The organism is Larkinella harenae (assembly GCF_054780515.1).
The window spans coordinates 1,724,926-1,744,810 of the sequence record NZ_BAAGWE010000001.1 but is presented as its reverse complement, the minus strand read 5'-3'; the positions used below and the strand labels follow the sequence as shown (position 1 = coordinate 1,744,810).

The window sequence follows — 19,885 nt, the reverse complement described above, 5'->3', positions numbered from 1 at the left end:
GTACGTAAGATTTAAGGCCAAAAACAATCGCAAAGCTACTGGAATTTTACGATAGGTCAAATGCTAAATTTGGGTTCGATCCAAAGCGCAGTCAAACCGCCAAGGAATAGCAACAGCCAGATCCCGTCCGGAATTTTAGCCGTAGATTCCCTTTCTGGCCCAGTTTTCGGGCTGCGGTTCTCCTGAGAACGGGCACGCACATACGCCCGCAGTTGTTCGCTCCCGAAAACCGGCGTTTGGTCAGCATCGTTTACGTAAATCGCCACCGAGTCCGGCAAAGCCTGCCAGCCCGCCCGGCTGGGTAGCCAGAATGCTTCCGCCGACAACCCGTTGAGGGCCGAATAATTCAGGCGAGCCGTATCCGTACCAACCTGAACCATAGCGGGTTTATCAACCCAGTTGTTGAAGTAAAGCCGTGCTTGTAGCCCGGAAAAAACCGGTGCATCCAGTTGAATCGTATTCCTGGAAGAAGGCAACAGTTGCGCAAAAACGGCGGTCCAGACTCGGTTATACGCCACACTATCTCCACTTAACTCTAACGGAAACGTGTCTCCCAACAAACTGTAGCCAACAAGAGCGCCAATTTGCTGCACCGCCACCGGGTAGCCCGCAACGGGAAAATGATTCGCGGCTTCGCGGAATTGGTACGGCAACGCCTGAATACCCTGGCCAACCGATACCGTGGCCTCATTCGAGATTTTCTTTACGCTCCAGCGGGTTCCCAACGCCCGATTGATGGCTTTGCTATCGGTCTCCGGCTCCGTCCCGTTCATAAAAAACACCGGTTTTCCCTGCGCAACGGCTTTTTTGACAGCCGCATGACCTGCATGGATCGGGTCCGTCACGATCACGTCGGCCGGAGCCGGGCGGTTGATTTGAATCCGGTTACGAATGTCTTTCGAAATCGCCGACGTCACCTCCACCGAATGCCCCCGTTTACCAAGCCAGTTGGCGAGGGTTTTACTCTCAAAATCTGGACTATCCAGGATAAACTGGTACGAAACGGGCGCTGGTTTTCGAGTAAAAAAACGAAGCGTATCCAACGGTTTTTGCCCCAGCAACAGCTCCACCTCCGTGCGCCCCTGCGCCAAAACCGGGAACTGAAGATTGAATTCCCGGTATCCCTTTTCTAGTTCCAAGCTGTCAAGCGTCTGATTCCCAAACCGGACCGTCAGCGTCTGTTTTTGCGCCAATTCAATACTGCCCCGCACGGTTTGCATTTCGCCCTGCCGAAGCACAGCTTTCCACCGAATCTGCTGCACCTGGTCGGGCGGATAATACGGAATCAAATGCACTCCCTGGCGGCTCAGCTGGCCCAAAATGTCGGGCGAAAAAACCGCTCCAACCAAAAGGATCGAATCGATTTTGCCCTCCACCAATTGCGCCCGGAAAGCGGGTTCTTTGAATGCGTCGACCCGAACGGCTCGCTGAATATTCAGGCTGCTTTTCAGTCCATTCAGGTAGTCGGCCGGAACGGTTTGGTCCGCCAATAATACGGTTTTCCCCGATTCAGAAACCGTCCAATCCACATCCAGAAAATAGCCTACTAAAACCAGCCACAGCCACCCATTCAGCACCACCCGGAGACCTTTTCGAAAAACCGTAATCTGCTGATTCCTAATAATTAACAAAACCTGCAATACCATCAGACCAACCAGACAGGCCAGCACAAACCAGCTGGCGAGATCACTCGGATCAAAATGGATGGTCAACCGGTCCGTTAGTTTCATTTCAAATGCCGCCAAAACGCTTGTTCTAATTTTCGTTCGCTGGCGTACGATCCGGGTTGTGCCGTGGACCGGTCACGCGCCGAGAACCCGGCTACCGCCAGCAGTTTTGTTTTCAAATCCGCCTTTTCCGGGCCGGAGAGGGTCTTTCCACTGCCTAGCTTCTGTAACCCCGTCAGCACTGCCCAATTCGACAAGCCGCTGTTCAGGACGGAATTGGTCAAGGCCGTACTCAATTTCTGAATGGTTATCTGCTGCTGCGGACTAATCTTTTTCAACTCCAAAAAGCCCAGCACCTCGCTCACCAGTTGCTCAACCCGGGCCTGGTCATACTGGCGTTCCTGCGTAAAGCTGGTGTTCACTTTCGTTAATTCGCCCGTCAAACGGACTTCTTTTTCCTTGATCGGGGGCGGATCGTAGCCGCTTTTCTTCACGAACGTCCGGGCTTTGTGCTGGGCAGCTTTCAAATAAACCAAGGCTTTATTTTCGAACGGCAGGGCTTTTTCCGGCTCATACAAGCGCAGATGCAACTCCGACTGCCACATTTGCTCCAAGGCCATTTTCAATAAACTGCGGGTCGATTGCTCGTAAAAGGTATTCGCTTCCCCATCATCGTGCGAATGAATGTATTGCTCCATCAAGGCCGCCACGGGGTCTTTATTTTCACTTTCCGCCGATTTTCCGCCGTGGTCATGGCCGTGCGCCCCAGGCGCTGGCAATTCCTTATGCTGAGTCTCTTCTGCCTTTTCAATCATCTTGAAGGCAAACGATTTAGGCGCATCTTTCTCGGCCTCTGTATCGTGTTTGTGAATAAAGCCATCCAGCACGTTGCCTTCGGGTTGGAGGTCGTGCCCGCCAATTGAATTTTCAAACTCTTCGCCCAGATACTGCCCATACCGGAGCCGCAGCACTTTCTGATCAAAGCCAATTTCGTTGGAGGCACTTTTAAAATCCTTGACCGCCAGCTTTTTCCGCCGGGCCACTAGCTTTTCGGTATCGATGATGATTTGTCGCTGACTCCGGAAATATTCCGGCATGATGTTCACCGCCATCGTGGCCAGCTCAGCCTCTTCAACCCGGGCGGTGTCTTTGTAAACCACAAAATAGGTATCCGATTTCGTAAAGTTGGCTTCCGGCTGCTTGTTGTCAATAGCCGCCCAATAATAGTAAAGCTCGTCACCGGGCGTAAAATTCAACGCGTTCAGATCAATGGTTTGGCTCAGTCGCGCATTCTTGAAATTGGTTTTGGGCAGCGGAAACTTCACCTCCCGGAATTTCACACTTTCGCCGGAACCACGCGCCACCGTAGCAACAATGTAAGCCTGACGAACGCTGAAATCATCGAAAATCCGGGCCGAAATGCGCAGTCTTTTAGAATCTTTCAAAAAATGAAACTGGTACAATTCTTTGGAATCCGGCTGGATTTTCGGTGCCAGATCAGGCCGGGCTTCAAGCCGGTAAAATTCGGACTGGTAAACCAGTGAATCCTGGCCGGAAGGTAGCCGCCAGTACGCTTTCAACGCGTAGATTCCGGAACTAACCAACCGATCCCGGTACTCAAACCCCACCTGGGTTGGCTGAAAAGCAAGTTCTTCCCCCCGACTGTTCACCAGCCGGACTGATAATGCGCGTTGTTCGCTGAATTTGACCAGCCACCGAAGCGACGAACCGCTCACGGCCACCGTATTCAATTCCGGCGATTCCGTTGCGGGTAAACCCGTATAACTGGGCGGAGTAATCCGCAAGCTCGCCGATTGAAAGGTTGGAGAAATAAGCGTTTTTTGTCCATTGCGGAACGGTATATTCTCCGTTATTTGTTTCTGATTGGGTGCATTCGACCGAAGTTGTGGATAACCGTAATAAACGCCCAGCAACCCCAGCATCAAAAAGCCGTACCACCCGGTTTTTGAAAAAACTACCGATACGAATTGCCGGGCCGGAAGCCGGACGGTTTGCACCCGTTCGTTCAATCGCTCCAATTGAAGCTGTTCGGCGATATTCAGCTCGTTTTTGGTTAGCAAGGCCAAACTGTACTCTGCATCGCCAACGGCTTGGTGAAGGATAGCGACAGCCTGCGTTTTTTTGTCGGTAAAAAGTCGGGTCAGCCAAGCGCCCATTCCGAAGCCTAGCCCGCCCATCACCACCGCCCAAACCGGCGAAAAACCCAACAGTCGGGCACCCAGGCCCAGCGTCAGCCCCAGCAACAAGCTATTCAGCAGGGCGTTGGCTACCAGCTGACGGGTGATGATCGTCAGGGTTCGTTTAAGTTCGTTCATGCGTTCTTTCGTAAAGCGAGCCAGCGCTCAACTCCCACCACGATAACCAGGGCCAGCACGAGCCAATTACGAACCGTTTGCATCGGTCCTGATACAGGTTTCGCCGTCGGAATAAACAATGTACGTAGCTGTTGTTCGCTCAGGAATAGCGGTTTCGGATTCAGATTGAAATGCCGTACCAGGGCATCACCCAGCCATTCTGGCAGCTGCCCATTCCGAACCCGGTCAGCGCTTTGCGGACTGAACCTTTCCGGGGTGTATACCACATTCGGTGCCGTCGGTATTTTCAACTGGTTCGAAACCACATAAAGCGTTTTCGGATTGGGATTTGCCACGTCCTGATCCGTCAAGATCCAATCGTACGCTCGGGTGTTATTTTTTTGAATATCCAGTTGCAGAGCAAGCGAATAGACTTCCGTCAGCGCCCGGATCGCGGCCAAAACCGTCTGCTCCTCGGTTTTATCCTTAAATTCGACCAAAACCGCCAGCGAACCAGCGTGGGCGGGCGTCGATGTGTAGCGAACAGCAGGGGCCAGAGTCGAGTTCGTGGTCAGCCGACCAGCCTGGTCCACAAATGCATTTTTATTCGCCGAAAACGCCAGGTAACTGCGCAACGGTTTCCGGACCGAATCGGCTACGGTGTGTAGCTGATACGTAGCCGGAACCTGAATAAAGGGCATTTCGGCCAATCGCTGGTCATTGACCACATACAGGTGCAGAGCCGTATTTTCGTCCAGCGTGTTGTTAATCGCCGTTTGTAAAACCCCGGCGTTGAAGGGGCGCGGGTCGGGCAACTGCGTCAGCTGCCTGACCGGTTCCGGAACGGTATTGATCCAGTAAACCGCTTCGCCTGTCCGAAGGGCTTCTTCCAGTTCAAACCGAAAATTTTCCGTGACCCCTTTTTCCGCTTGCACCAGATGAATTTTCCGAATCGCAGCTGACCTTGTTCGTTGATTAACAATTGGTTGACTTAGTAAAAAAGCCAGCAACAGAATAAGTAAACAGCGGAGTAAGAGCAACAGCAGGTTGTCGATTTTGAGCCCTCGTTGTTGTTGCTGATCTTTTTCCAGCAGCCAGCGCATGGCGGCCCAGTCAATCGGCTGCCCTTTTTTCTGATGCCAGAAATGAATGGCGACCGGAATGATGACGGCCGCCATCCCCCATAGCATGTACGGTTGTACGAACTCCATCAGACTCTCCTTTGGGTCAAAAAATTGCTCAACGCCCGCCCGACGGGTTCGCTGAGCTTTACACGGATTAAATGCACATGTGGTAACCACAAATCTTCTTCCAGTTTCTTCAGATAGTCAGAAACCGTCTGTTGGTACGTTTCCCGGACGGATTCGGCCTGTATTTCTACTTCCCGGCCCGTCTCCAGATCTTTAAAACGGTAAAAACCGTTGAGATTGAGCACCGTTTCCTGTTCGCCGAGCAATTGAAAAATCACCATCTCCCGTCGCTGACTAGTCATGGCTTTCACCAATTGTAACCATTCGTCGTCCACTTGCCACAAATCAGACACCATCACCAGCAACTCTTTCTGCTTCTGCTGAAATTCCGGAAACCGGGACGAGCCGGGCAACCACGGTCCGGAAGCGGTGGCATTTTGCAGCGCAAACAAGATCCGCTGAAATGCTTGCTTCCCCGACGGTACAAGCGCTGGCAAGCTGCCATTTTGCAGACCGTATAAGCTCATTTGATCGTTCTGACGGTACCCTAAATAAGCCAGCGATGCCAGTAGAATTTTTGCGTAATCCAGTCGGCTAACGTCCTTTTCCTTGTAATTCATTGACCCGGATAAATCCAGCAAAAACCGGATTTGCAGGTTACTTTCCGTGGCCGACTCGCGGACTAAATGTTTATTCGTCCGGGCAAACAGCTTCCAGTCAATGCGTTTGGGATCGTCGCCCGGTTCGTAATGCCGGTATTGTTCAAACTCCGTACCCGAACCGGAACGCTTGCTGGCGTGGATACCCAACAGCAGTTCATCACTGACCAGTTTGCCGGCCAATTGCAGATTATTGAGCTTGATGAGGTCCGTGGTTAACAGCATTACGGTTTTCGGTTTACAGTTCAGGGTTTACGGTTTATAATTTACGATTCGTTGATGCACACCATAAAATGAAAATCGTAAACCAAAGAACCTATTTCAACAGTTCCCCGATCACCTGATCCGTCGTCACGCTTTCCGCTTCGGCGCGAAAATTCAGGGCGATGCGGTGGCGCAGAATCGGGTACGCCAGCGTTTGAATATCGTCTGGAATCACCGAAAACCGTTCGTGCAACACCGCCCGGGCTTTGGCACAAAGTACCAGGGCCTGCCCCGCCCGCGGCCCCGCGCCCCAGTCGCACCACTGTTTAACGAAAGCCGACGAACTGCTTTCCGGACGAGTCGAGCGAACTAGTTTGTTGATAGACCCAATCAATTCCTCGCTGATGTGGACCTGCCGCGTCAAGTTCTGCAAATCAATAATTTCCTGATCCGTCAGTACGGTTTTCAGCACCGGGCGGGCCGTTCCGGTGGTACTTTTCAACACATCCAGCTCCTCCTGCTCCGACGGGTAACTCAGTTTGATGTACAGCAGAAACCGATCGAGCTGGGCTTCGGGTAGCGGATAGGTTCCGGCCTGTTCAATAGGATTCTGAGTGGCAATAATCAGAAAGGGCCGCGGCAGTTCGTAGTCGGAACCGCTGTACGTAACCTTGTATTCCTGCATGGCTTCCAGCAAAGCCGCCTGCGTTTTGGGTGGTGTCCGGTTAATTTCGTCGGCCAGCACCACGTTGGCAAAGATTGGCCCCCGGTTGAACTTAAAAAATTTCTTGCCCGACTGATGATCTTCTTCCAGAATTTCCGTGCCCACGATATCGCCCGGCATCAGGTCGGGTGTAAACTGAATCCGCTTGAAATGCATGTCCAAGGCATCTGCCATTGTTTTCACCAGCAGCGTTTTAGCCAGTCCGGGTACTCCTTCGAGTAGGCAGTGGCCGCCCGCCAGCAGGGCAATCAGCACTTGATCAATGGCTTCCTGCTGTCCGACAATCACCTTGGCAATCTCTTTTTTCAGGTGCGGAAGCTTACCAACGAGTGTTTTATAATGCGTCAGTTCCTTGGTTTCCAATAGCTAAGCAGTTAATGCGTAGGTAACAATATTGACCCCGAATTTGGTATTATCTTCGGCCAGAAATCGTTTGTTGCGAAAGTCATAATCCCATTCACAACCGTAATCTTTATTGCTGTAGAGAACGCCAATGCGTCCGTTTATCGAGATGGCTTTGAGGTAATCATGGACAAGGTCATCGCCCCAGCCGTTCAACTCGAACGTGGTGGTTGGCGGCCCTTCAAACTGAAAAAAGCTTTTGTAAATCGCGTGGGTATTCGGAATTTTCTGCAACGCTTTCGAGCCAAATGTGCGAGCCATTTCCTGCTCAAACGATTTGGCAAACAGGCCGTCGATGTCGTGGTTGCAATCATCAACAAATACAAAACCGCCATTCTGCACGTAGCGTTTGAAGTGCTCCCGCTCCTGCGTCGAAAACTCCACCAGCTTATGCCCGCTCAGGTAGCAGAACGGACTTTTAAAAAGCTCGTTACTGGTCAGTTGTACAATCCGTTCTTTCTCATCAACCGGTATGGTGGTATACTGAACCAGTGAATGCAGCAGGTTGGAGGGCATTCGCTGGTCCGTGTCCCAATCGCCGGAGGTATACTGGATGCGTGTGAAAAAGAAAGGTTTCAAAAGCAGGTTGATGAAGTTGCGTATTATAAAGAGTTGTTTCGCAGAGACAAGCGGAGCTTAAAAAGAGTTTAGCGGAGCCTCTGCTCACCTCTGATGTTCTCCGCTTAACCGCCGGGCGGCCCCGTCTGCGAAACAACTTTAAAATCTAAACCGCGTCCGAAAGACTACTAAACGTAAACTCCCGGATTTTCATCGGCGGAATCAGGTAATTGGAATCCGATTCGGTGCTCACCACGCGCTCCGGCTTGCCCAGTGCCTCGAGGTTATTGAGCATGATGACCGGACTTTCGTTGAACCGGAAATTCTTGACCGGGTGCTTGATTTTGCCGTTTTCGATGTAAAACGTCCCGTCGCGGGTCAGCCCCGTCAACAGCAGGGTTTGCGGATCCACGGAGCGGATGTACCACAGCTTGGTCACCAGAATACCGCGCTGCGTGCTTTTGATCATCTCGTCCAGTGAGGCTGTTCCGCCCGCCATGATCACGTTATTGGGATACGGCACGGCTTTCACGCCCTTTTTCTGCGCCCAATACCGCGAATAGGCCATGTTTTTTACCACGCCTTTTTCGATCCAGTTGATTTTCTCCTGTGCCCGGCCATCGCCCGACCACGGGGATGCGGGCAGTTCCGGATTTGTTGGATCAGAATAGATCGTTACGCGTTCGTCCACAATTTTTTCGCCCAGCTTGGTTTTCCCGCCGGGTTTGCTCAAAAACGAACGGCCTTCGTCGGCACTGCGGGCGTCCATGCTGAAAAAGATATTTTCGAGCAGAACCGCAGCCGCCGTGGGTTCCAGAATTACGGTATATTTTCCCGGTTCGAGCGCCTTTGCGCCCACCGACCCCAGGCATTTCTGAACGGCAATTTTGCTGGCCGCTGCGGTATCCAGTTTCGAAAAATCGCTGTAGCCGCGCGTCACATAACCCGAACCGGTTCCGTCGTCGGTGCGCACCGTCAGCGAAAAATTCACGTTGGTGCTGGGGTAATAGGCAAACAACCCTTTGGAGTTCATCATGGCCGAATAGCCCCGGTAATCTTCCATGAAACCGGCCGCAGCCAGTTTCTGGTTGCCTGATTCCTGGAGGCTTTTAGCCACGGCCTCGGCCCGGGCTTCCGGATTGATCTTGGCCGTTGATTCAAAAAAACCGTTTGATTTCAGGTACTGCTGTGGCCCCATTACGCCCACATGTTCCGGATTTTCGGGGGCCAGCTGCGCCAGTTCCTCGGCCCGACGCACCACCTTCTCCAGTGAGGCATCGTCAAACTCGTCGATGGTGGCAACGCCCACTTTTTTGCCAAACGACGACTGAACCTGTAAATTCTGGTTAATCATAGCGCCACTCGTCGAGACTTCGTTCCGGGCGTACCGGATATTGCCCCGCTCCTCGCCCGACAGATTCACCTCGCACTCGTCGGCTTTGGAATAACTCAGTACCTTCTGAAGCAACGCCTTGGCTTCTGCTTCGGATAATATAACTGCCATTTTCTTTCAGGTTTGTTGGTCTATAGGGTACGGTTTTTGGTTTACAGTACCTGACGCATTCTACGAATAGCGCGCCAGTAGCAGCGGAGGCCGTACCGTAAACTGAAAACTGTAAACTAGATTTTTCTCGCTGTATTGATCACGTTCACCCCATTGAATCGAGCGGTTGAGCTACCGTGCGACACGGCGCTTACCTGCATGGGCTGCCCTTTTCCATCAAAAAACGATCCGCCCAGGCGGTAATCCTTCTCATCGCAGATTTGCACGCAGGAATTCCAGAACTCCTGGGTGTTCGATTGGTAGGCCACGTCTTTCAGCATACCCGCAATTTTTCCGTCCTTGATCTCGTAGAATAACTGCCCCCCAAACTGAAAATTATAGCGTTGCTGGTCGATCGAGAACGAACCGTCGCCAATGATGTAAATGCCTTTTTTGACATCCTTAATCATGTTTTCGACCGACAGGGGTGTTTTACCTGCCGCCAGCGAGACATTGGCCATTCGCTGAAACTGCACCGAACTCCAGCTATCGGCATAGCAACAGCCCTGCGATTCGTTTTCACCGATGATATGGACCTGATCCCGAATGGCCTGATAATTGACCAGCGTGCCGTCTTTGACCAAATCCCACTGCTTGGTTTTGACGCCTTCGTCGTCCCAGCCGACCAAGCCCAACGAACCTTCCTGCGTCTTATCAGCAAAAAGATTTACCTGCTTGCTACCGTAGTTGAAATTCTTCGTTTTCCATTTATCCAGCGTCGCAAACGAGGTTCCGGCAAAATTCGCTTCGTAGCCCAGCACACGATCCAGTTCCAGCGGGTGTCCAACGGATTCATGGATGGTCAGCCAGAGGTGTGAAGGGTCCAGCACCAAGTCGTACTTCCCGGCTTCCACGGACTTGGCCGTCAGCTTCTGTTTTGCCTGTTTCGCAGCCGCAACTACGTCTTCCAGCATGTCGTACCCTTTGTTGTAACGGGTTGTAATACCGGTTATTTTGTCACTCGGATTCGCCTGCAGGTAATCATACCCCATGCCCATCGGTGCACTCAACTGATCCCGCGTTTCGAACTTACCGGTTTTGGCATCAATGGTCGTCACGGTAAATGTGGGCCAGATCCGGTGAATATCCTGATCGATGTACGAACCGTCCGAAGAAGCAAAATACTTCTGTTCGTTGACCATAAACAGCACTGAATTGACGTAGTTCGCCCCGTTTTTCAGGGCTGCGTCGTTGACCGACAATAGCAGATCGACCTTCTCCTTGATAGGTACTTCAAACGCATTTTTCCGGATGGGTGCTTTCCAGCTTACCTCGCCGAATCCTTTCTGCGGTGCCAGCTGCACGGGTTGCTTCATCAACCGGGCGTTGGCCTTGGCAATCGCTACGGCCTCCTCTGCAGCCCGGGCGGTTTGCGTTTCGCTCTTGGCGTCTACTACGGACGCAAATCCCCAGCAGCCATCCACAATAACGCGCACGCCCACCCCGTACGATTCGGTGTTGACGATGTTCTGAACTTTGTCTTCGCGCGTGACAACAAACTGCCGCAAATACCGGCCAATCCGAACATCGGTGTAACTGGCGCCTTTCGATTTAGCGGCATTCAAGGCCGCATCGGCCAGGCGTTTTTTGACGGCCACGTCCACTCCGGGTTCGAGCAGGGCTTCCGGCGCTACCGAACGTCCAATAACTGTGCTACCGGGCAACAGGAAAGCGCCTGCGCCCAGGCCGGTCCATTGAAGAAAATCTCGACGATTCAATGTTGTTTGTTAATAAAGTGATACGGTTAAAAAAGAAACGAAATCCGGTCGTTTTTCTGTGACTATCTGCCGAAAAAACGGTTCATGTTACGTCTTCTGCGAATAACCCGACAGTGGCCACCTTGACGGATACCGTTAAAAGTGCGAAATAAGTGCCGGTAAAACCTCCTCCAAATTGGGGGATATTCCCTGATGTGATTGTTGCACGGGATGTTGAACCTCCCGCTCTTTGCTTGCGAAAGGCCGGACGCGCCTTTAAAACCCGCCACGTTATGACTCCCGAACAGCTTCCGCTTACACGGCGTCAGACAGCGAACTGAACGTAAAATCCCGGATTTTCATCGGCGGAATCAGCACGCCCCCGGCCCGAACGGGTTTTCCCATTGCTTCAACGTTGTTGAGCATAATGATCGGACTCTCGTTAAAACGGAAGTTCTTGATCGGGTATTTGATTTGTCCATTTTCAATCAGAAACGTGCCATCACGCGTCAGACCGGTATACAACAGCGTTTGTGGATCGACGGCCCGGATGTACCAAAAGCGTGTTACCAGAATCCCTTTCTGGGTGCTCTTAATCAGGTCGGCCAGCGACTGGGTTCCGCCCTGCATAACGAAATTGCTAGCCGGTGGTACGGCTTTAACCCCCGCTTTTTGCGCCCAGTAACGGGAATAACTCATGTTCTTGATGATGCCGTTTTCAACCCACAGCGTTTTCTCCTGCGGTCGCCCATCAACAGCACCACCCCCAAACCGGCCTCCACCCCCACCGACAAAGGGCGCTCCCGGAATTTCGACGTTAGCCGGATCCGAATAAATCGTGATTCGCTCATCGAAAAACTTTTCACCCAGGCGTGTTCCACCTCCTTTTCGGCTCAGAAAGCTCCGCCCTTCCTCGGCATTACGGGCATCCAGGCTATTCATCATCAGACCAATCAGATCGCTGGCCGCCGTGGGCTCCAGAATGACCGTGTATTTTCCCGGTTCGAGCGCCTTCGCGTTGGTCGAAGCCAACGCCTTTTGCATAGCAATCTCCGTAGCGGCTTTCGTATTCAGCTTCGATACATCGTTAAAATCGCGGGAAACGTAACCCGAACCGGTCCCATCGGCTGTGCGAGTTGTTACCGAAAAATCCACCGACGTATACGGATTATAACCGAATAACCCTTTACTGTTCGCAATAGCCGAAAAACCGGTCGTGTCTTCCATGTAACCGGCGGCTGTCAGGTTCTTTTTGCTGCACGGTTCGATGCTGTCGAAAGCCGCCTGCGCCCGAAATTCCGGGTTGATTTTGGCCGTACTCTCAGCATAGGTCACCGGGTCGCTGTATTTTTGCGGCCCCAGCATCGGTACATATTCCGGATTTTCGGGGGCTAGTCTGGCAATTTCCTCCGCCCGCCGAACGGTTTTTTCCAGCGACGCATCATCAAACTCATTGATGGTGGCCGACCCGACCCGTTTGCCAAACACGGAAGTTACGGCCAGTGAGAGGTTTTCCGTTTCGCCACTCGTCGAAACCGTGTTACGGGCGTAGCGGATGTTGCCGGTCCGGTTTCCGCCCAGGCTCACGCTCATCTCGTCAGCCTTGGAATAACCCAATACCTTGTCCAGTATTTTTTTTGCTTCTTCTTTCGTCAGAATAGCCATTTTGGTTTAACGTTTGAGGTTTGAGGGTTAAAGAATAAAGAAGCTAACACACACTAGGTTAGACGTTTAAACTTTAAACCTTAAACTTTTTCAGATCTTCCGACCGGTGTTGATGACATTGACGCCGTTGAAGCGTGTCGTGGGACAGCCGTGCGACACCGCGCTGATCTGCGACGGCTGGCCTTTGCCGTCGAAAAACGAGCCAAACGTCCGGTAATCGTCCTTGTCACACAATTGCACGCACGAATTCCAGAACTCCTGGGTATTCGACTGGTAAGCTACGTCGTCGAGCATCCCAGCAATCTTTCCGTTTTTGATTTCGTAGAAAACCTGGCCGCCAAACTGGAAGTTATACCGCTGCTGGTCAATCGAATACGAACCGCGACCCAGGATGTAAATGCCTTTATCCACGCCTTTGATCATGTCGGACACGGATCGCTTTTCGGTACTGGGTTTCAACGAAACATTGGGCATCCGCTGAAACTGAATCGAATCCCAGTTATCGGCGTAGCAACAGCCGTTGGATTCGGTTCCGCCCAGCATTTTAACCTGATCGCGAATAGCCTGGTAGTTGACCAGAATACCGTCTTTGATCAGATCCCACTCTTTCGCCGGAACGCCTTCGTCGTCGTAGCCCACGGTTCCGAGCGTGTAGGGCTGCGTTTTGTCAGCCACAATGTTGACGATCTTGCTGCCGTAATTAAAGTTTTTCGATTTCCACTTGTCCAGTGTCGCAAAGCTCGTTCCGGCGTAGTTGGCTTCGTAGCCCAGCACGCGGTCAAGCTCCGTTGCGTGACCGACGGATTCGTGAATGGTTAGTCCAAGGTGGTTAGGGTCGAGCACAAGGTCGTATTTACCCGGCTGAATTGACTTGGCAGTGAGTTTTTCCTTGGCCTGTCTGGCCGCTACGGTCGCATCTTCCACCATGTCGTAGGAGTTGCGGTAGCTAATCAATCCGTTTGGACCGGCTATTTTGTCCGACGCCAACCCATCCAGGTATTCGTACCCCATGCCCATCGGTGAGCTGAGCGCATCGCGGGTTTTGAATTTTCCGGCCTGCCGGTCCACGGCGGTAACGGTAAAGGTTGGCCAAATGCGGTGAATATCCTGATCGATGTACGAACCGTCGGTGGAGGCAAAGTATTTTTGTTCGTTGATAAAGAAGAGGTTGGACGTTACAAAACCCGCACCATTTTTCAGGGCGGCATCGTTCACCTTCAGCAGCAGGTCGATTTTCTCCTGCACCGGCACTTCAAACGCATTTTTCTTGAGGGGTGTTTTCCAGCTCACGTCCCCGACGCCCTTTTGCGGGGCCAGATCAACGGGTTCTTTCTGGATTTTAGCGTTGGCTTTGGCGATGGCAACCGCCGTTTCTGCGCACTTGGCGATGGATTCGGGCCGCACGTCGCTGGTGGCAGCAAATCCCCAGGTGCCGTCGGCGATAACCCGGATTCCAACACCGTACGATTCGGCGTTGGTGATGTTCTGCACTTTCATTTCCCGCGTAAACAGAAACTGCTGCAAATACCGTCCAACGCGCACATCAGCGTAGGTCGCTCCTTTGCTTTTGGCGGCATTCAGCGCCACGTCGGCCAGCTTCTTCTTCAGAGCCGCATCGGCGCGGGGTTCCAGCAACCGCTCCAGCGGAACCGCTTCGCCCAATACCGGAACCGACGATCCCATAAGCGCCCCCAACCCCAGGCCGGAAAGCTGGATAAAATCCCTTCGTCTCATTGTTGTTGATGGATTTAGTAAAGTCGAAAGTTAGGAAAGCCTGTGGATTTGGAATGCGTTTTTCGCAAAAAACACGGAATTATTCACAAAACAATTTCCATTTTTTACAAAAAACCGCCCTAGAATTATCACAAAGCTAACGATCAACCTATTTTTGGCGATACCCAAAAAACCGGAGAGCCTGGATTTTCGGAGAGTTTATACGGCGTTAGTTTGCGGGCTCGCCGATGATGAGTAGCTGGCTGGCATATACCGCATTTTCGGCGTACCGACGCGGATTGGTGATGGTCTGGTTGCGTTTCTGAAGGATCGCGGCTTTGTCCAGCGGTTCCGGCGAAACCGTCAAGGTAATGCTATGCGTTTGATCGGGCAAGGTTGGCAAAAAGAAGTAGTGTGAGCGGTAATACGTTGCATAACTATCAAACCGGGGAATCAAGGTGGCCGGTGCGCCATCGACGCTAACGGCGTATTGCCCGCAGCCAGGACCGATCACGTCATAAAGCCCAGCCACGGTTCCTTTGAACTTGACCTGGAGGGCCGCACCCGGCTGGCTGGATTTTACCAGGTATGGAAAACGGTTTTTCAGTTGCCGGGCCACGGTATCGTTGTCGGGTGTTAATGCCTGCCAGCTTCCTTGTTTCGTCAGCGATTGAACAGAAATCATCCGGGCGTTCTCCCAGTTGTCGGCCACAAACGGTTGGGGGATGCGGTGTGCGCCGGGTTTTCCAACGGCAGCAATGGAGGGCAGGGCTTTCGCCAGCGCTTCGGTATACAGCCGGTGGCCAGTGTCAGGATACGGATGCGTTTTGTCGGGGGAGAAAACGGTCTTGTCAGGATAGTCTTCCTTTTTACCGCCCCAGACCAGTTTGCCCTGCCGATCCAGCCGAATCACTTCCAGCCCCATGTGCACCGACGGAATACCGTAGTGGTTCGCGATCTGTTCCATGGCCCGCACCGAGTTGGGCATCCGACGCTCCAGCAGAACCGGAGCCATCGACGCGTTCAGGGTGTACACAAAACAAATGTCAGTTTTCCGATTTTGCCGCCAGATTTGCCGAACAATCCCTTCCATCGCTTTATGAATTTTCTCCGGCTGTTGCCCGCCATCATTCACCGCAAACTCGACAAACACCAGATCAGGCTTGTGAACCAGCACGTGTTGCTGAAGCCGAAAAGCACCCAGGTCAGAACCTGTTCCCCCAATAGCCGCGTTGATGTGTGTCAGATTCGCCTTCGGATCGCGTTCCTGAAACCATTTGAGCGATTGTTCACGCCAACCATTGCCCGCTTCGGTAATGCTGCCTCCGAAATAAGCAATCGAAACCGGCCCGCCTTTTTGCAACTTCCGGAAGAAATTCGGCAAACCGTCGCGAACCAGAAACTCCCGGCTTTCCGACAGCGTATCGGTTTGCGCCCGGACCTGGCCAGTGGGAACCAGAAAGAGACTAGAAAAAAGAAAAGCTGCAAGGAGTCGCATAAATAAACCGCAATTGAAGTTATTTTTTCTCGTGCTGTGCCACCATTTCGTCGAACTCCTGCGCGATGGCGGGGTCCAGTCGGGCCTTATTCTGCCAGGCAATCGAGCCGTATACCCCCGCCTGGCTGTAATCAAACGGTTTAAAACCGATTTTCTGCACCACATCGGTATTTTGCAAGCGGAAATCGAAAGCCTGTGGATGAACAAACCCCGGATCGGCCACAATTGAATGCTGATCTTGGCCTGTTTGCTGCCAGTCCGCAACGGTTTTTTTGCCAAATGTCGGCTCTTTTGCCCGGGCGTCCCAGTAGCAGTTTTGGTCCGATGTCAGGTTGAACTTCTCCCAGTTGCTGCTCAACAGCGTACCTCTATCAAAGTAAACGATGTTATTGGTAAACGAAAACGACCGGTGCGGTTCGGCCCGTGTGCCCTGCAACTGCGCCTTGATATTGTCAGCAAAAATATTGTTACGAATGATGTTGTCTTTGCCGTAATGCTGGTGAAATCCAGAGCTTTTGCAGGCATACACCAGGTTATTTTCCAGCACGATACCCGTTGAGCCTTCGTCGGTATACAGTCCCCAGCCGCCGTAATCAAACGCGTAGATGTGGTGAATGACGTTGTTTGAAACCACGGTTCCTTCCGACATGCCGAGTGTGTATACCCCGCCCATATCGCTCAGAACGCCCCAGCCCAGGTGGTGAATGTGGTTGTACTCGACCCGATTGCGCTTCGACGGGCTAAACCCATAGCCCCATACCCAGCCCACCGATACGCCGGAATATCGAAAATCGGCTACTTCATTGTGTGACAACACATTATCCCGCCCATTGAAAATCACCAACGCAACGGCACAGGGGAAAACATGGCCACCCGACCGCAGAATGTTATTGTCAACGGTAATGTGGTGCGTCAGTTCCGACGAATCGGGCCGGATAACGGTTTCGCCGATTTTGACGCCCCCCGCTCCCAGATCGTGCAGGTAACACCGTTCCACCCGCCCCTTGGCACAGGCTCGCCGAAACCAGATGGCGTTACCACCCGTGTGCGCAATTTCGCAATTGATCACACTGACCTGATCCGCAAAATCCAGCTGAATGGCCGCTTCGACCGGGGCGGCTGCCTGTACCGGATCTTCTCCCAACGGTGACATCCGATAACCGGCGATCTGGAATGACAGGTTTTCCAGCCGGATGTTTTTCACCCGCTTCCCGGTTTTTTCGTCACCTTTCATGATGACAAACTTCTCGTTGACCGGCGCGAAACAGGTGAGCTTCTCGATGGTTTCGCCGGGCCGGGGGTAGTAATAGAGCGTTCCGCCTGGTTCCAGGAACCACTCGCCCGGCGCATCCAGCGCAGCCTTCACATTTTCGATGATGAACAGCGAACGCGCGTTGATTTTATTCCAGGGTTGCATTCCCGCTCCCGTAATGTAGATCGCCGTATCGGCCTTGCTGAGGGACAGTACCGGTTTGCGGGTATTATCCCAATGGTGGTAAAACGTCACCACGGCCCGGTTCAACTCTGCTTCCGACAGACGGGTAAACCAGGGCATACTTTCCAGCGGAACGGTAATTTTTTGAGCCGCAAAATCGGCCACTTGACTGGCTCCCTTGTTCAAAACCGTTTCTGTAACCGCTTTGGGCTGGAAAAAACCGTCGTTGGGTGTTTTGGCGCGAACGGCCCGCTGACCGTTGACGTACAACTGTTCAAACAGCCACCCATACCGCCGAACCTCTGGCACGTCAACCTTCCAGAGCTTATCCGACACTTTGACAAACCCGTTCAGGCGCATTCCACCGTAAAAAACCGGTTGACTACCCGGTTCGCCCCTGATCACCAGCGGGGCGGTTTCCGTACCTGAGTCGTCGGGCGTTAGCAGTAGGGGTTCGTTCATCAGGTACTCGCCCTTTCGCACCACCACCTCAATGGGTTTGGTCAGCGGTTTTTGCCGACGCAACACCCGGGCCCGGTCGCGGGCTCCGGTCAGCGTAGCCAGTGGTTTTTGCAGTGTACCGGGATTTTTATCGTTACCGGAAGGAGCTACATACAGGGATTGAGCGCTGGATTCGATCGCCAGCAACAAAAGGCTGGCCAGTAACAAAAGAGGAACGGTTTTTCGCATGGTTCAGGAAGGTACTTTACCCAAAAGCCGCGTTAAACGGCATTTTACTAGCTTACCAACGTCAATCATCAAAAGCCACTCCGGAAATGGTTGCAACGGAACGGATTCGCAACATAAAGTAAAGAGCGCTTACGCTCTAATCGCAGCAATGCTTAACTTGCTATGGATCGGGCAAAAGTTATTATTTTACTAGTAGAACCGCAGAAAGAGCCGCTCAAAAATCGATTCCACCATGGCAGTGAGCATTCCCATCGAAGTCGACAGCGCCGTTACGACCATCATCGTTCAGCGGCCTCATACCAACCACATTCAAGCCTACGAAAGCTGGCTGCGGGAAATTGTTCCTTTGGCCCAGACTGCACCCGGGCATCGGGGCGTCAATATCATCCGTCCCCACGGCCCCAACAAAGACTACACCATTGTCCTTCATTTTGATTCGGAAACCCATTTGCAAAATTGGCTGGAGTCTGACACCCGCAAGCGGCTGCTTGCGAACGTGCAACCTTTTTTGGATGCCGAAGAAAAAATTGAAATAAAAACCGGTCTTGAGTTTTGGTTTACCCCGCCGGAAAACCGGAAAGCGGCTCCCCCGTTCAAGCAATTCCTGATCACGCTGTCGGCCATTTTTCCCCTTTCGATGCTGGTTTCCTGGCTTCTGACACCCGTTTTTGCCAGCTTGCCCTTTCTAGCATTTCCGTTGGTGAAGTCATTTCTAACCAGCCTGATTATTGTCGCGCTCATGACATTTGTCATTATGCCCCGGTATGTTCGGCTGGTGGCTAACTGGCTTTATCGCTAACGTCATCGCCTAGGTACTGTCCGACAAAACCGCCGTTCAAACGGTTTTCAAAACCGGGTGCGTCGATTTACGAATAATCAGGGTGGTATCCAGCGTTTGGGTTTCGGGCACAAAAGCCGCGCCCTCTTCAATTTGACGCAGCAGCAACCGGGCCGCTACCCGGCCAATGTCGTGCGTTGGCTGCACCACGGCCGTCATCGGGGGCGTCACGAAGGCGCTGTGGGGCGCATTGGAAAAACCGACCAGCGAAATATCTTCCGGAATCGACAACCCATTCTCCTGAAGGCAAATCAGGGCTTCGATGGCCGTCGGGTCGTTGACGGCAAACACGGCATCGGGCCGGTCGGGCAACTCTACCAATTGCTGGGTGTAAAATCGCGCCTTGCCCTCCACAAAATCGGAATGCATAATGATGGAGTCATCAATGGGGAAGTGATGGGCTTTCAGGGCGTCGATGTAGCCATTCAGGCGGTTTCGGCTCATCGTCAGGTTTTCGGGGCCAGCCAGATGGGCAATTCGTCGGCAGCCCGTCTGAATCAGGTGCTCAACCGCCCGAAAAGCGCCCCGGTAATCATCCACGAGCACCTTTGAACCGGGCAGTTCATCGACAATGCGGTTGAAAAATACCACCGGCAGTCCTTTGCGCTGGGCCGACAGAATGTGTTCGTATTCGATAGTCTCCCGCGTAATGGCCATGATCAGCCCATCAACCCGGCTCGACAGCATGGCCTGTAAATTATGTTTTTCGATTTCCAGCGACTCATTCGACTGCCCGATCATGACCTTGTACCCAGCGGCATTGGCTACTTCCTGCACCCCCAGAATCACACTCGGAAAGTAGGCATGCACAAACTCCGGCACCAGCACGCCGATAATATCGGTTTTATTTTTTCGCAAACTGGTGGCTATCGTATTGGGCTGATAATCGAGCTCTTGCGCCAGATCCAGCACGGCTTTTTTCGTATCTGGATTAATGTCCGGCGCGTTCCGCAACGCCCGCGAAACGGTCGATATAGACACGTTCAATTTGATGGCAATATCCCAGATGGTTGGTTGTTTACTTCGCATACGGTTTAGGACTTCACTTCTTAAAGATAGCTTTCCACCGTTTATTCCGGGTCTTTTC

14 protein-coding genes are annotated in these 19,885 nt (G+C 52.5%); 1 reads left to right on the top strand and 13 read right to left on the bottom strand.

The window, feature by feature from the left end:
* Positions 1 to 56: 56 nt before the first annotated feature.
* The 12 genes from ACYVH9_RS07000 to ACYVH9_RS06945 all read right to left on the bottom strand — a co-directional run bounded on the left by ACYVH9_RS07000 (position 57) and on the right by ACYVH9_RS06945 (position 17,960).
* Complete coding sequence (locus ACYVH9_RS07000) at positions 57 to 1,730, bottom strand: hypothetical protein (RefSeq protein ID WP_460635583.1); 1,674 nt, start codon at positions 1,728 to 1,730, stop codon at positions 57 to 59.
* Positions 1,727 to 4,003: a hypothetical protein gene (locus ACYVH9_RS06995; RefSeq protein WP_460635582.1), complete on the bottom strand. Its 2,277-nt coding sequence runs from the start codon at positions 4,001 to 4,003 to the stop codon at positions 1,727 to 1,729. Before ACYVH9_RS06995 ends, ACYVH9_RS07000 begins: the two co-directional genes overlap by 4 nt.
* A complete protein-coding gene (locus tag ACYVH9_RS06990) occupies positions 4,000 to 5,193 on the bottom strand; it encodes a BatA domain-containing protein (RefSeq protein ID WP_460635581.1) in 1,194 nt (397 codons plus the stop codon). Before ACYVH9_RS06990 ends, ACYVH9_RS06995 begins: the two co-directional genes overlap by 4 nt.
* Positions 5,193 to 6,053, bottom strand: coding sequence for a DUF58 domain-containing protein (locus ACYVH9_RS06985; protein ID WP_460636455.1), 861 nt, complete (start codon positions 6,051 to 6,053; stop codon positions 5,193 to 5,195). Before ACYVH9_RS06985 ends, ACYVH9_RS06990 begins: the two co-directional genes overlap by 1 nt.
* 94 nt (positions 6,054 to 6,147) lie before the next feature.
* Positions 6,148 to 7,122 carry an AAA family ATPase gene (locus ACYVH9_RS06980; protein WP_460635580.1) on the bottom strand — a complete coding sequence of 325 codons (975 nt, stop codon included), beginning with the start codon at positions 7,120 to 7,122 and terminating at the stop codon, positions 6,148 to 6,150.
* Positions 7,123 to 7,125: 3 nt separating this feature from the next.
* Positions 7,126 to 7,740, bottom strand: coding sequence for a DUF4159 domain-containing protein (locus tag ACYVH9_RS06975; protein WP_460635579.1), 615 nt, complete (start codon positions 7,738 to 7,740; stop codon positions 7,126 to 7,128).
* Positions 7,741 to 7,885: 145 nt separating this feature from the next.
* Positions 7,886 to 9,223: a TldD/PmbA family protein gene (locus tag ACYVH9_RS06970; protein WP_460635578.1), complete on the bottom strand. Its 1,338-nt coding sequence runs from the start codon at positions 9,221 to 9,223 to the stop codon at positions 7,886 to 7,888.
* A gap of 116 nt (positions 9,224 to 9,339) precedes the next feature.
* Complete coding sequence (locus ACYVH9_RS06965; RefSeq protein ID WP_460635577.1) at positions 9,340 to 10,980, bottom strand: TldD/PmbA family protein; 1,641 nt, start codon at positions 10,978 to 10,980, stop codon at positions 9,340 to 9,342.
* A 294-nt stretch (positions 10,981 to 11,274) separates the two neighbouring features.
* Positions 11,275 to 12,624, bottom strand: coding sequence for a TldD/PmbA family protein (locus ACYVH9_RS06960; protein ID WP_460635576.1), 1,350 nt, complete (start codon positions 12,622 to 12,624; stop codon positions 11,275 to 11,277).
* 90 nt (positions 12,625 to 12,714) lie between these two features.
* Positions 12,715 to 14,358, bottom strand: a complete 1,644-nt coding sequence (locus tag ACYVH9_RS06955; protein WP_460635575.1) for a TldD/PmbA family protein — start codon at positions 14,356 to 14,358, stop codon at positions 12,715 to 12,717.
* Positions 14,359 to 14,566: 208 nt separating this feature from the next.
* Positions 14,567 to 15,835 carry an SGNH/GDSL hydrolase family protein gene (locus ACYVH9_RS06950; protein WP_460635574.1) on the bottom strand — a complete coding sequence of 423 codons (1,269 nt, stop codon included), beginning with the start codon at positions 15,833 to 15,835 and terminating at the stop codon, positions 14,567 to 14,569.
* A 19-nt stretch (positions 15,836 to 15,854) separates the two neighbouring features.
* The gene (locus ACYVH9_RS06945) at positions 15,855 to 17,960 is read right to left on the bottom strand and encodes a right-handed parallel beta-helix repeat-containing protein (RefSeq protein WP_460635573.1); all 2,106 of its coding nucleotides are present in this window, start codon (positions 17,958 to 17,960) and stop codon (positions 15,855 to 15,857) included.
* Positions 17,961 to 18,192: 232 nt separating this feature from the next.
* Here ACYVH9_RS06945 and ACYVH9_RS06940 point away from each other — a divergent pair, with 232 nt between their 5' ends.
* The gene (locus tag ACYVH9_RS06940) at positions 18,193 to 18,759 is read left to right on the top strand and encodes an antibiotic biosynthesis monooxygenase (protein WP_460635572.1); all 567 of its coding nucleotides are present in this window, start codon (positions 18,193 to 18,195) and stop codon (positions 18,757 to 18,759) included.
* 36 nt (positions 18,760 to 18,795) lie between these two features.
* On the opposite strand, the gene ACYVH9_RS06935 is transcribed toward ACYVH9_RS06940, so the two are convergent.
* Positions 18,796 to 19,827 carry a LacI family DNA-binding transcriptional regulator gene (locus ACYVH9_RS06935; protein WP_460635571.1) on the bottom strand — a complete coding sequence of 344 codons (1,032 nt, stop codon included), beginning with the start codon at positions 19,825 to 19,827 and terminating at the stop codon, positions 18,796 to 18,798.
* Positions 19,828 to 19,885: the final 58 nt, after the last annotated feature.

What these genes read in the sequence shown, in the direction of transcription:
- ACYVH9_RS07000 (WP_460635583.1), bottom strand. Translation starts at nt 1,730, where the DNA reads ATGAAACTAACGGACCGGTTGACCATCCATTTTGATCCGAGTGATCTC.
- ACYVH9_RS06995 (WP_460635582.1), bottom strand. Translation starts at nt 4,003, where the DNA reads ATGAACGAACTTAAACGAACCCTGACGATCATCACCCGTCAGCTGGTA.
- ACYVH9_RS06990 (WP_460635581.1), bottom strand. Translation starts at nt 5,193, where the DNA reads ATGGAGTTCGTACAACCGTACATGCTATGGGGGATGGCGGCCGTCATC.
- ACYVH9_RS06970 (WP_460635578.1), bottom strand. Translation starts at nt 9,223, where the DNA reads ATGGCAGTTATATTATCCGAAGCAGAAGCCAAGGCGTTGCTTCAGAAG.
- ACYVH9_RS06960 (WP_460635576.1), bottom strand. Translation starts at nt 12,624, where the DNA reads ATGGCTATTCTGACGAAAGAAGAAGCAAAAAAAATACTGGACAAGGTA.
- ACYVH9_RS06955 (WP_460635575.1), bottom strand. Translation starts at nt 14,358, where the DNA reads ATGAGACGAAGGGATTTTATCCAGCTTTCCGGCCTGGGGTTGGGGGCG.
- ACYVH9_RS06950 (WP_460635574.1), bottom strand. Translation starts at nt 15,835, where the DNA reads ATGCGACTCCTTGCAGCTTTTCTTTTTTCTAGTCTCTTTCTGGTTCCC.
- ACYVH9_RS06945 (WP_460635573.1), bottom strand. Translation starts at nt 17,960, where the DNA reads ATGCGAAAAACCGTTCCTCTTTTGTTACTGGCCAGCCTTTTGTTGCTG.
- ACYVH9_RS06940 (WP_460635572.1), top strand. Translation starts at nt 18,193, where the DNA reads ATGGCAGTGAGCATTCCCATCGAAGTCGACAGCGCCGTTACGACCATC.
- ACYVH9_RS06935 (WP_460635571.1), bottom strand. Translation starts at nt 19,827, where the DNA reads ATGCGAAGTAAACAACCAACCATCTGGGATATTGCCATCAAATTGAAC.